Below are 12,463 nucleotides of genomic sequence, written 5' to 3' on the forward strand. Positions count from 1 at the left end.
GTTAATGAGGCGGCTCAACAAGAACCAGCAATTGTTGGTGTGCACTTGGAAGGACCATTCATCAACCCGCACTTTAAGGGGGCTCAACCAGAAGAACACATTATTGCGCCAAGTATTGACTTGGTGAAGCGCTGGCATGAATTGTCAGGTAACCGTGTTCGTTTGATTACGTATGCACCCGAACAAGCAGCGGACGTTCGGGCCTTCGAAGATTATTTGGCAGATAACAACATCATTGGTTCAGTGGGTCACTCAAATGCAACCCGTGATTTCTTACAGCACAATTCAAAGGCGAGCCACATTACCCACCTATATAATGCACAACGGCCAATGTCACACCGTGAACCAGGAGTTACAGGCCACGCGATGTTAGAAGACAACATTCGCACGGAGTTGATTGTCGATGGGTTCCACGTCTATCCAGATATGGTCAACGTCGCTTACAAGCTTAAGACGGCTAACCGGATTGATTTGATTACTGATTCAATGCGTGCCAAGGGACTTGGGGATGGTGAATCAGAATTGGGTGGCCAGAAGGTTTGGGTTAAGGATAAGCAAGCCCGTTTGGCTGACGGAACATTGGCTGGTTCTGTGCTTGAGTTTGATGACGCCTTCCGCAACATCATGGCCTTCACCGGTGCATCGATTGAAGAAGCTATCCAAATGGCCTCAGTTAACCAAGCTGTCGAGTTTGGGCTTGATACAAAGGGAACGTTGCGGATTGGCAAAGACGCTGACTTGAACGTCTTTAGCGCTGATTTGTCAGCGTTGGAAGCAACTTATAGTCTAGGACGTCATTTCTCAAAGGCGGACGCACCGACTGCGGAGGCATAATGTATGGCAGCACCTGTTTACATTCAAATTCATGACGAAATTCATGAAGCTATTGAAGCTGGGCGCTGGGTCCCAGGAGATAAAATCCCGGCTGAACGTGAATTAGCTGAACAATTCGGTGTCTCACGCATGACCTTGCGCCAAGCAGTCATGATGTTAGTCGACGAAGGCATTCTGGAACGACGTGTCGGATCAGGAACCTATGTCGCAGAACGTAAAGTGCAAGAACAGTTGAACGGTGTGACGTCATTTACCGAAATGATGGCGGCGGCCGGTAAGGTTGCCACGTCACGTACGATTTCTTTCCACATTGGGAAAGCATCTAATTCAGAACAAGAACAACTGCAATTAGGTGACGACGATCAAGTGTTACGTATGGAACGTGTGCGTTATGGTAATGACGAACCAATTGCATTTGAAGTTGCTTCAATTCCGGCTAGTCTGGTTGATGGGTTGGCTCGTGAAAGTTTGACCAATTCTTTGTACCGCACATTGTCGGAACAACGGGGCTTACGGATTGGGCATGCACAACAAACCGTGACGGCTGCTGCCGTCACGGAGCGGGTCGCTGAATACCTAGCTATCAAGCGTGGTGACCCAGTTTTGGTCATGCGCCAATTGACATTTGATACAGCTGGTAAGCCGTTTGAATATGTTCGTACCCAATATGTTGGGTCAAGATTTGAGTTCTTTTTGGAAAAATAATCACAAGGAAAACGCCTATATATAGGCGTTTTTTTGAGTTAGAACTAAAATTTGCACAAGCAGTTGAAAGGTGTATAATAAATTTTGGTTTTATAAAAGTTTACTTTTTGTAAGGAGAATTGAGAGATGCATAAGTTAAATCCAACGATTGCATTGGCATTATTTGTCGCAGCGATTCCATCATTATGGGCGGTCGTTGCACCCTTTATTGGCGTAACTGTTGGCGCCGCAACGTTGATTGTTGGGGGCTTCTTTGTAGCCTCTGGTAATGACCCAAAGAACAAGTGGCGTTTGTTGTTTGGTATGTGGCTTGGTATTCCGTGGGGGATGATGGCTGTCACCTTCCCAGGTTTGACGGGCTGGCCCAAGTTGACGTTGTACGTAACGTTGTTCGTACTTGGCGGCCTGGCAGTCTTGATTTCATCAATGCCAGGGATTCGTAACTGGGTTGACACAGCCGCATGGCTAACTGGTTGGGCCATTTCAATCGTTATCTTAAGCTTGAATGGTGGCCCAGCGAAGTTTGGCACGATGCCGTTGCAAATTGCTGGGGCGATGCTTGCGGGTATCTTTATCGTCGGTGTTCTTGGCCGTGTCTTGGTTGACGCGCTCTCAAAGCAAAATTAAAGAGATGAAGTAAGGAAGAACAGCTTGTAACTGTCCTTCCTTTTTGTTAAACTATTGGAAGTGTTGAAAACTGCAGCGGATTGTCCGCAAGCTCGTCAACAATTTACCGACCCGTTTCAATTATGGCGGAGAACACACCAGTACCCGCGCTGCAGCGGTGAAAGTTTGGGTGAATTGCACGAATGTGAGGCAATTCTCTAGAATTCAACAATAATAAAATTCTGGAGGACATTTAATATGTCACGTTATACTGGACCTAAGTTCCGTGTTTCACGTCGTTTGGGTGTTTCTTTGTCAGGTACTGGTAAGGAAATTGCTCGTCGTAACTACGCCCCTGGAGATCACGGTGCCGGCCGTCGTGCAAAGATCTCTGATTACGGTATGCAATTGGCTGAAAAGCAAAAGGTACGTTTCACGTACGGTTTGACTGAGCGCCAATTCCACAACTTGTTTAACAAGGCTGGCAAGATCCGTAAGGGTACTCACGGTGAAAACTTCATCGTATTGTTGGAGCGTCGTTTGGACAACATTGTTTACCGTTTGGGCTTGGCCTCAACGCGTCAACAAGCACGTCAATTGGTTAACCACGGCCACATCTTGGTTGATGGTAAGCGTGTTGACATTCCTTCATACGAAGTTACTGTAGGTCAAGAGATCTCAGTTCGTGAGAAGTCACAAAAGAACGTTTACATCCAAGCTTCATTGGAAGCACAAGCTGGAACGTTGCCATTCGTTGAGTTCAACAAGGACGAGATGAAGGGTTCATTGGTTCGCTTGCCAGAGCGTTCAGAATTGGACCACGATTACAACGAAAACCTTATCGTTGAATACTACAACAAGTTGGGATAATTTTAATTATTTCGGACTTGTTGTTCACAAAGAAGCACAGGACTTATGTCTTGTGCTTTTTTGGTGCAGTCGTAAAGAATCATATAGTGGAAACACTAGCGTACAACGTTGAAATACGTTAAAGTGGTTACTTTATGTGAGGTGTTGAGATGAGTAATTATTATAAAATTGCGATAGCGTTGGCGGTGTCGACCTTCGCAATAGGGACAACCGAATTTGTGCCAGTGGGTATGCTAACTGATATTGCGCAGGACATGCATGTATCAACGGGAATGATTGGTTTACTGGTCACGGGTTACGCGATTGCCCAGGCAATGGGCGCACCTATTGCAACTAGCTTTGTCGGGCGAATTGCAAGACGACAATTGTTTGCTTGGTTGATGATGGCCTTTGCAGTGTTGAATTTGTTATCAGCAATCGCACCAACTTATGGCATTTTGCTGGGGACACGTGCTTTAACGGCTATTGTGCATGGCGTATTTTTTGCTACGGCATCGGTGTATTTGACCAAGCTAGCGCCAGTTGGTAAAAAAGGTGAAGCGGCTTCCTGGCTATTCGGTGGTTTGACGGTAGCAACAGTCTTCGGGGTGCCGTTTGGGACCTATTTGGGTGAAGCGGTTGGTTGGCGTGCCACGTTTGCCGTCGTTGGTTTGTTGGGTGTCTTTGGGTGGCTTGGGGTACTAACACAAGTGCCTAAAACAGCTGCACCGCTAGTGACCGATAATCAATTAGCGGGGATTATTACGGTGATTCGTCATCCGAAAATTTCGTTAACATTATTAATGGCCACACTAGGATTTGGATCATCATTTGTGCTATACACCTATATCCGGCCGTATTTGCAACAGGTGACGGGTGTTAGTACCGCAGGTGTTGTCGGAGTCTTGGTCCTATATGGTGCTTTTGTGACCGTCGGAAACGTGATTGGTGGTCGGTTAGCGAATCGCCAAGCGCTAGGAGTTGTCGCTGGTATTCTGGTTGCGCAAATTGTCGTGCAATTACTACAGCTGCTACTTTTACCACGGCCAGGTTGGTATCTGGTAGGAATTGCGTTACTTGGGCTAGTGGCTTTCATGGGGAATGCTTCGCTACAAAGTCGTATTATTATGACGACGACCGAGTTAGCGCCGGCACATACTGATGTTGCATCTGCATTAAACGTGTCAGCGTTGAATTTTGGCATTGCTGGTGGATCGTTTGTCGGCAATGCGGTGATGAGCTATGCTGGTTTGCAGATGTTGCCATTAGTCGGGGCCGTAATCGGTGGGGTGGCTCTTTTAGTCGTTGTCTTATTACGCCGTATTAACTGATTTCTTTGAAACGGACATTTCGATTTGAAGTGTCCGTTTTTTCTGATATCCAAAAATCTTCGCATATTAGGTCTATACTAAAATTAGATTTTTTGCGGGGGGACAAAATTATGGCAGTAGAACCAGTCAAAGCACAGGACGTTTGGAAGGACGTCGGGAAGAACGTGTCGTTCGTCGTGTTAAAGTTGCGACGAGAGAACTTAGCAAGTGACCAGGCGGCCATTGCAGAATTTGCAGATCGTTCGCAAGCGATTATCCGCTCAATGCACATTCGGGCGGCTGATGACCAATTAAAGGTGTCAATTGGGTTCAGTCGCACGGCATGGGATTATTTATTCCCAAGTGTACCGGTGCCCAAGCAGTTGGAAACTTATACCACATTGCAGGGACCAAAGTACAACATGCCGGCGTCTGAAGGTGATATCTTTTTGCACGTACGCGCCGGTTCTGAGGCGACGGTTTATGAAGTTGTTCGCCAATTGATGGTCTTTTTAGAGCCGATTGCAACGGTAGTTGATGAAACAAAAGGCTTCCGTTACTTTGAAGGGCGTGCCATTATCGGCTTTATTGATGGGACGGAAGCGCCGGGAGAATATGATGCGGCAGACTATGCTTTGGTCGGGGATGAAGACCCGGAGTATGAGAATGGGTCGTATGCTTTTGCGCAAAAGTGGTTACACGATATGGACTTCTGGGGCAAGCTGAAGACTGAGGAACAGGAAAAGGCCGTTGGTCGTCATAAATTTGATGATTTGGAACTTGAAGATGATGAGAAGTTCCATAACGCACACAATGTTGCCGCTAAAGTTGAAATTGATGGTGAGGAACAAAAGATTGTGCGGATGAATGTGCCATTCTCAGATCCAGCCAGCGGCAAAACAGGGACGTACTTTATTGGCTATTCACGATACTGGTCAGTTACCAAAGCGATGTTACAACAGATGGTGGATATGTCTGACTACTTATTAACATTCTCGACTATTCAGTCCGGTCAACTATTCTTCGTGCCATCACGAGATAAGCTGGCTGAGATTGCAGATGGTGAATTATTTTAATTTCTAACGGTTTTGACGCTTGAGTTGGCGGCAAAACCGTTTTTTTTTGTGGATAACTAGCTTACAAAACGTGAATCTCTTTATTTTTGTCGTAGAAATTAAAGGCGAAGCAAGTTTTTGTTCGTATGCAGTCGGTCGCTCTGTGGATAACTTGTTCATAAGTATGTGGACTGATTGTGGATAAGTTGTGGAAAACACGCGTTCATAAACTCATTGTTTTCTCATAATTTAATGTAGTTATTAACAGGTTATCCACAAAGCAGATGTTTATGAAAAATCCACCTGTGGAAATGTGGGAAAGTTAAATACACAATTTAGCCCATTTTGGTGGATAAATGAGGTCGCGTTTGTAAGCGGTTAATGTTGTCACGCCAATAAACCCTAAATGCGATTAAAAAAGGTTAAAGAACCCCAAGTAAACCCTAAAGCCTGTCTTGTTTTTAGAGTTAATGGTCGTTACCGTGATAATCTAGTAGGTAGATAATTCCCGATAGTAAGGAGTTTGGTGAATAGTGGATTCACCAGGGTGATAAAGCATGACACAGATTGGACATATCGTAATTGGCCTTATCGTTGTAGTAGCGGCCATTTACCTGATTATCTTTGTCTCGCAACGATTGACTGCACGTAAAGTTGCCAAATTACTTCGCAAGAAAGAAAAACTCGCTGAAATTCCAATGCGTGATCGACTTGTGAAGGGACGTCAATTAAGTTTGACTGGCCAATCTTTGAAGCAGTTCCAATTGTTGGAAGGCAAATATGGACACCTAGAAACGACTGGGTTTAAGGATATTGAAGAGCAAGCGAATGCGGTTTTGTTTGAATCACAAGGCTTAAACTTTGTGAAGACGGCGCAAGAGCTGAAAGAGTTGCAACAACAAATTCGTGATGCTGAAACGACTATTGAAGTTGTGAAGCAGGGCTTGGCTGACTTAGAAAAGTTAGATGAGGCGCACAAAGCCGCTGTTAAGGAACTAGAAGGCAAGTACCAAGAGTTGCGTAAGACGCTCTTGTCACAGAACTTCAGTTTTGGACCAGCAATTGATAAACTAGAAGAAATTCTGGGATCGCTGGAAGATGATTTTGCAGAGTTTGCCCGTTTGACTGAAGCGGGTGATCACGCAACAGCAGCTGGGATTTATGAGACGTTGGGGATGGAAACTAACCAACTAGAACAACGTATTGAACAGATTCCGGCGTTGTATCAATCATTGGATGATACGATTCCTGGTCAACTGGCAGAATTACAAGATGCCTACGACAAGATGGACGCAGAAGGGTTCCAGTTTGAAACGGATATTGCAGCTGAACTAGCGGATATCGAAGCCCAACGTGTTGCAACGGTTGATGATTTAGCTGAATTAACCTTGAAAAAGGTGAGTGAGTCAATTGCGCAAATGGAAAGCCGTACAGAAGTGTTGTACGAGACTTTCGAAGGTGAAGCTACGGCTGCGCAACAAGTTTGGGAAAATAACGAGCAGTTGACAGCATATGTGGTGCACAATAAGCGTCAAAATCATGATTTATATATCGAACTAGATCGATTGAATCAAGATTTTGTCTTTACAAAGGACGAAGTTGGGCAAGTGCGTAGCTGGGAGATGCAATTATCAAATGTTTCGGTTGGTTTGGAAGAACTAAAGGAATCGATTGCAAAGCATGAGGTTGTCTTTTCAACTTTGGCTGACAAGCAAACGGCACTTCGTGAAGAATTGGAACGTGTTGAGCATGAGCAGGTTGCCATGTGGCAAGACCTTAAGGAATTGCCAGTTGCTGTGCAACAATCACGTAATCGTGTGACGTTGCTTTCCGATAAAATTCGCCAAATCCAACGGTCATTTGAGCGTCAAGGTTTGCCTGGCTTGCCTAAGGATTACATGGACTTTTTCTTTGCGGTGAACGATGAGCTTGGTCGTTTGAAGCAACAACTTGATTTGTCACGTATCAATGTTGATGATGTTTTGCGTCAATTGAGCATTGTCACGGCTGACTTAGATACATTGCAAGAGAATACCGATAATTTAGTTGAAGCGGCGTCAGTTACGGAACGTTTGGTCCGTAAGGCGTTGTCATATCGAGATAACGCAGAAGTTGTGCAAGCGACGCAACAAGCGCGTTACTACTATGAAACAGATTATGATTATGTGCGGGCAATGACGACACTCGGCAGTGTTTTGGATCAGGTTGAACCTGAGACAACGGCACGAATTATCAACGCCTATCGTCAAGAGCAGGCAACATTGCAAGCCGAATTTTCTGAACAAAATTAAAGACATTGTCCAATCTGAGACGCCTTGTTACGCTTGTTAACAAGGCGTCTTTAATTTTGGATAAGTTCCTTTTTTATTGTAAGTACATAGGTAAACGACTAAACTTAAGGCAATAAATAAAGCAGGCTTCGGAGGCAGAAATCATGGAATTTAAGGCAGAACAATTAGCAAGTACGTTAATCATCGGTTCAGACTACGTTGCAGATGTTGCAGGATTTGCAGATAAGGCAGTGAATGCCGGTGTGACGATGATTATTTTAAATGAAACTCGTTTAGAAGGCGTTGAAAAGCAAAACTTAGCGCAATACATTCGTGACATTACGCGTGCCAAGCAAGTTGCCTTCCTGATTGCTGATGATGTGAAGTTGGCTGAAGCGGTCGCTGCAGATGGTGTGTACGTAAGTGATCGTCACCAAGTTGCTGAAGTTTCGGCAGCAGCTGTGGTGGCAGGTTTGTACACCGGTGTGGCAATTAACAACCGGACAGAATTGTTGGAAGATGTGCCAGCCGGTTTGGCCTTTTACAGTGTTAGCCCGGTTTACCCAAGCGCGCACGTTGATGAGACGCAACCAATTGAACACTTGGCCGGTTTTACGACTGTTGTTCAAAACAGCACGTTGCCAGTTGTTGCGATGGGTGGTATTACAGTGGCCCGCTTGAAGGATATTGTGCGTATGGGGGTTCACGGGGCTGCTGCGGTTGATGCCTTTGTGAATGCTGCGGATTTGGACGCCACAGTCAAAGCGTTCAATGATACGTTTGGCGGTATGACGGTCGACCAAGCATTGGGAAACACCCGCTATGGTTTGGCGATTCCTGGTAAGCACACCAACGCTGTCCAAGGCGAATTACACTAACAAATAATACGAATTTAAAATTAGACCACGCTTTGTTCAAAGTTTGGTCTTTTTTTATTGGCATAATGAAAACAAGATAGGGTATCAAATTAATCATATTTGATATGATGTATATGAAATCTACATTTCACGGGGAAAGAAAATATGACACATAAATTTTTGCTTGAATTGGCTAAGATGATGGATGATCATTTTGATACAACATCAATCGAACGCCTGGTTAGCTATGAAACAACGGGGATGACGGAATCATTGAAGCTGGTGACATCGGTTATTGCGCTGACTGAATTGCGCGATCCAAATTGGTTGGAAGAAGCGAAGCCAGAATTGGTTGCCGCTGTTCAAGAGTTGAAAAGCAATCAGTAGAAAAAGATATTGAGACGTAAGACGTTTAAAAGCCGCCAATCCGGGAGATTGGCGGCTTTTTGTGTTGATTAATAATTAATGGGCGACAATAAATAAGAAAATCAAGAAGATAGCTGCCAGTGCGTACATCAGTGGGTGTACCTTACCTGCTCGCTTAGTGGCAATCATCATGATTGGGTACAAGATGAAGCCGAGGGCAATACCATCTGAAATTGAATATGTTAGTGGCATACCAATCACAATCAAGAAAGCCGGTGCAGCGATTGCAAAATCATCCCAATTAATATTACGCAAGTTTTCAGCCATCAACACCCCGACTACAATCAAAGCCGGTGCGGTTACTTGTGAGGTAACAACCGACAAAAGTGGTGAAAATAGTAGGGCAAAAACGAACAGAATACCAGTCGTCACTGACGTCAAACCGGAACGGCCACCAACCGCCATTCCGGCAGAAGACTCAACGTAAGCTGATGTAGGCGACGTTCCCAATACCGCACCAGCTGTCATCCCAATGGCATCGGCCATCAAGGCCTTACCGGCACGAGGCATCTTACCATCCTTCATGAACCCGGCTTGCGTGGCCAGACCAATCATTGTACCGGCGGTGTCAAAGAATGTCACAATCAGGAACGTTAAGACAACGGTAAACAATTGAAATGTATTGATATCTGTAATGTGGTTAATTGACTCACCAAAGGTTGGGGCCAATGATGGGGCTGATGAAATCAAGTGGGATGGCAGATCGATTAAGCCAGAAATAATTCCGACAATTGCCGTAATAACCATCCCAATAAAAATCGCAGCCGGTACGCGCGTGGCAATTAAGATAAAGGTCACGATAATCCCAAAGATTGAGAGTAATGAGGTACCCGATGTTAGGTGCCCCAATGAGACCATTGTTGAGTCATTGGCTACAATCAAGCCAGCGTTAGCTAACCCGATAAAGGCAATGAACAAGCCGATTCCAGCGGCGATGGCGACCTTTAAATCTTGTGGAATCATGTTAATGATAGTTTCACGGATTTTAAAGAACGTGAGCAACAAGAAGATAATAGCAGCGACCAAGACCCCGGCCATTGCTGTTTGCCAAGGAACCTTCATCCCAATGACAACAGAATATGCGAAAAATGCATTAACCCCTAAGCCAGGCGCGATAGCAATTGGATAGCGCGCGACTAGGCCCATGAAAATTGTGGCGATGGCTGTGGCAACACCAGTAGCGGTGAAGACAGCCCCTTTGTCCATACCTGCTGCACCCAAAACGGTTGGGTTAACAAACAAAATGTAGGCCATTGAAACGAAAGTTGTTAAACCGGCAATGATTTCAGTTCGGAAATTAGTCCCGAGCTCATCAAAGCGGAAGTATTTTGCAACAGAATTCATCTGTGCCCCCTTAAATGTAAAAAAATAATAAGTTCTTCCTAACGTTTCATAGTTTAGGGGATTAAGTTTCAAACGTCAACCCAAAAACCGAACAAATTACGTTTCGTAAGTTTTAACATACGTAAAAAACGAACGTTATTTTTCCATTGAGTCATTGTAAGCAAATTTTTTGGCTTCAGTTACGAAAATTGTTAAACTTTAACTAGGTAGCGATATGCCGACAGCAAACAGAGGGGAGCCGACATATGATATATCAAGAAATGTTAACGAAGGTAATTGAAAAATTACAGAGCCAACCCGATTACGGGTTAACGAAAGAACAGGTGGTACAATCCCGCCAAGCAAATGGGGATAACCAGTTTGTTGAACCGCCAAAAGAAGGTTTGATAAAACGGGTGTTACGCAGTCTAAGCGATATTACAACAATTATTTTGATTATCGCTGCCATCATTTCACTAATTACGACGGTCATTCAAGACCATGGCGATTATTTTGAAAGTTTTCTGATTATTGCGATTGTTGTGATCAATTCCGTCTTATCGATTGTGCAAGAGGGCCGGGCTGAAAAAGCGCTTGATTCATTAAAAGGGTTGGAGCGCGAAGAAGCAAAGGTCCGACGTGACGGTGACATACAATTTATTCCGATGACGGATATCGTGGTCGGGGATATTTTGGTACTTGAGAATGGAGTGAAGATTCCAGCGGACGCACGCTTGTTGACGACTGCAGATTTACGGGTGGAAGAATCACCACTGACTGGTGAAAGTCATCCGATTGAGAAGGATGAAGATTTTATCACTGGCGAGGAAGTGCCATTGGGTGATCGTCGGAACATGGTTTACCGTGGCACAACGATTGTGAATGGCCGCGGTGAAGCGTTGGTTGTGGCAACGGGGATGAATACCGAAATGGGTAAAATCGCCAGCTTGCTAGGACGTGAAGAGCGCGAAATGACGCCAATGCAGAAGCGTCTGGCCCAATTAGGCCGTCAATTGACTGTCGTCGCAATTATCGCGGCAATTATTGTGATGATTTTGGGGATTATGCAAGGTGATCCACTGATGGAGCTGTTTATGACAGCTGTATCGCTGGCCGTTGCCGTGGTACCTGAAACCTTGATGGTGATTGTCACAATTACGTTAGCGTTAGGTGTGCAACGGATGGCGGCTCGGCACGCAATTGTGCGTCGACTACCAGCAGTTGAGACGCTGGGTTCGGCGAGTGTGATTGCCTCGGATAAGACGGGAACTTTAACTCAGAATAAAATGAGAGCCCGTCAGGTTTGGGATGCCACGACTGATACAATTATGGCAGTTGATGGGGCTGAGGCATTGCCGGATGCTTTGAAATTCGGGGCATTGTCAACGAACGTTACTGATCAAGACGGCACACTGGCGGGGTTGCCAACTGAGATGGCCTTGGTTGGTGGTATCGGGGGCTATTCAGCATACGAGGCCTTGCAAGCCGAATATCCGAAGGTCTATGAAATTCCATTTAACTCAACGCGTAAGCGCATGACAACCGTTCATCGGGTGGCTGATGGTTATTTGGCGATTACGAAAGGGGCTTTTGATGTGCTGCTCCCCAAGTTGCCACTGGAGTTGCAGGAACGTGCAAAAGCGGTTAATCAAACGTTTGGAGATCAGGCGTTACGTGTGATCACTGTTGCGATTGCAAAGTTATCCACGTTGTCAGCAGAACCAACTGCCGAAGAACTAGAGCAAAACTTGCAACTATTAGGCTTGGTTGGCATTATTGATCCGCCACGTCCCGAATCGGCTCAGGCCGTCGCGGAGGCGCGCGAAGCAGGCATTAAAACGGTCATGATTACCGGGGATCACGTCGCCACAGCGAGTGCAATTGCCAAAGAAATTGGCATTTTGTTGCCAACCGACAAGGCGCTGACCGGGGCTGAATTGCACGATATGTCAGACGCTGAATTGGATGATACTGTGCAAGACTATGCCGTCTACGCCCGTGTGACGCCTGAAGACAAGATTCGCATCGTCAAGGCTTGGCAGAAACGCGGTGATATTGTGGCGATGACCGGTGATGGTGTGAATGATGCACCAGCCTTGAATGCCGCTAACGTCGGGATTGCAATGGGACAAACCGGGACTGATGTTGCCCGTGAAGCGGCTGATATCGTCTTGACTGATGATAATTTCGCAACCATTGTACATGCGGTTGAAGAAGGGCGCGGTATT

At 45.5% G+C, this 12,463-nt stretch carries 11 protein-coding genes; 10 read left to right on the forward strand and 1 reads right to left on the reverse strand.

The features are described 5' to 3' along the window. The 9 genes from nagA to WEIDD23_RS05755 form a co-directional block, all read left to right on the forward strand. A partial coding sequence (nagA, locus tag WEIDD23_RS05715) for an N-acetylglucosamine-6-phosphate deacetylase (protein WP_242865449.1) occupies positions 1 to 834 on the forward strand: 834 nt, incomplete at its 5' end. Between the two features lie 3 nt (positions 835 to 837). Continuing rightward, positions 838 to 1,539: a GntR family transcriptional regulator gene (locus WEIDD23_RS05720; protein WP_010371375.1), complete on the forward strand. Its 702-nt coding sequence runs from the start codon at positions 838 to 840 to the stop codon at positions 1,537 to 1,539. A 126-nt stretch (positions 1,540 to 1,665) separates the two neighbouring features. Further along, positions 1,666 to 2,166, forward strand: coding sequence for a DUF1097 domain-containing protein (locus WEIDD23_RS05725; protein ID WP_010371372.1), 501 nt, complete (start codon positions 1,666 to 1,668; stop codon positions 2,164 to 2,166). A gap of 237 nt (positions 2,167 to 2,403) precedes the next feature. Beyond that, complete coding sequence (gene rpsD, locus WEIDD23_RS05730) at positions 2,404 to 3,015, forward strand: 30S ribosomal protein S4 (protein WP_010371369.1); 612 nt, start codon at positions 2,404 to 2,406, stop codon at positions 3,013 to 3,015. A gap of 149 nt (positions 3,016 to 3,164) precedes the next feature. Continuing rightward, positions 3,165 to 4,325 (forward strand): MFS transporter, encoded by a 1,161-nt coding sequence (locus WEIDD23_RS05735; RefSeq protein WP_010371358.1) that lies wholly within the window; start codon positions 3,165 to 3,167, stop codon positions 4,323 to 4,325. A gap of 110 nt (positions 4,326 to 4,435) precedes the next feature. Then, entirely contained in the window at positions 4,436 to 5,380 is a 945-nt protein-coding gene (locus WEIDD23_RS05740) for a Dyp-type peroxidase (protein WP_010371357.1), read from the forward strand. Positions 5,381 to 5,916: 536 nt separating this feature from the next. After that, a complete protein-coding gene (locus tag WEIDD23_RS05745) occupies positions 5,917 to 7,650 on the forward strand; it encodes a septation ring formation regulator EzrA (RefSeq protein ID WP_010371356.1) in 1,734 nt (577 codons plus the stop codon). Positions 7,651 to 7,793: 143 nt separating this feature from the next. After that, a complete protein-coding gene (locus tag WEIDD23_RS05750; protein ID WP_062358829.1) occupies positions 7,794 to 8,507 on the forward strand; it encodes a thiamine phosphate synthase in 714 nt (237 codons plus the stop codon). 144 nt (positions 8,508 to 8,651) lie between these two features. Next, complete coding sequence (locus tag WEIDD23_RS05755) at positions 8,652 to 8,873, forward strand: hypothetical protein (protein ID WP_010371354.1); 222 nt, start codon at positions 8,652 to 8,654, stop codon at positions 8,871 to 8,873. A gap of 75 nt (positions 8,874 to 8,948) precedes the next feature. Here WEIDD23_RS05755 and WEIDD23_RS05760 read toward each other — a convergent pair whose 3' ends face one another. Next, a complete protein-coding gene (locus WEIDD23_RS05760; protein ID WP_010371353.1) occupies positions 8,949 to 10,256 on the reverse strand; it encodes an NCS2 family permease in 1,308 nt (435 codons plus the stop codon). Between the two features lie 245 nt (positions 10,257 to 10,501). Between WEIDD23_RS05760 and WEIDD23_RS05765 the strand changes: the two genes are divergently transcribed. After that, on the forward strand, positions 10,502 to 12,463 hold a 1,962-nt coding region (locus tag WEIDD23_RS05765; RefSeq protein WP_062358830.1), incomplete at its 3' end, for a cation-translocating P-type ATPase.

Origin of the sequence: Weissella sp. DD23 (genome assembly GCF_001579105.1) — a bacterium.
Classification (GTDB): domain Bacteria; phylum Bacillota; class Bacilli; order Lactobacillales; family Lactobacillaceae; genus Weissella; species Weissella cibaria.

Excerpts from the sequence above, each read along its gene's own strand:
- WEIDD23_RS05745 (WP_010371356.1), top strand. The coding sequence starts at position 5,917 with ATGACACAGATTGGACATATCGTAATTGGCCTTATCGTTGTAGTAGCG.
- WEIDD23_RS05750 (WP_062358829.1), top strand. The coding sequence starts at position 7,794 with ATGGAATTTAAGGCAGAACAATTAGCAAGTACGTTAATCATCGGTTCA.
- WEIDD23_RS05735 (WP_010371358.1), top strand. The coding sequence starts at position 3,165 with ATGAGTAATTATTATAAAATTGCGATAGCGTTGGCGGTGTCGACCTTC.
- rpsD (WP_010371369.1), top strand. The coding sequence starts at position 2,404 with ATGTCACGTTATACTGGACCTAAGTTCCGTGTTTCACGTCGTTTGGGT.
- WEIDD23_RS05755 (WP_010371354.1), top strand. The coding sequence starts at position 8,652 with ATGACACATAAATTTTTGCTTGAATTGGCTAAGATGATGGATGATCAT.
- WEIDD23_RS05740 (WP_010371357.1), top strand. The coding sequence starts at position 4,436 with ATGGCAGTAGAACCAGTCAAAGCACAGGACGTTTGGAAGGACGTCGGG.
- WEIDD23_RS05720 (WP_010371375.1), top strand. The coding sequence starts at position 838 with ATGGCAGCACCTGTTTACATTCAAATTCATGACGAAATTCATGAAGCT.
- WEIDD23_RS05760 (WP_010371353.1), bottom strand. The coding sequence starts at position 10,256 with ATGAATTCTGTTGCAAAATACTTCCGCTTTGATGAGCTCGGGACTAAT.
- WEIDD23_RS05725 (WP_010371372.1), top strand. The coding sequence starts at position 1,666 with ATGCATAAGTTAAATCCAACGATTGCATTGGCATTATTTGTCGCAGCG.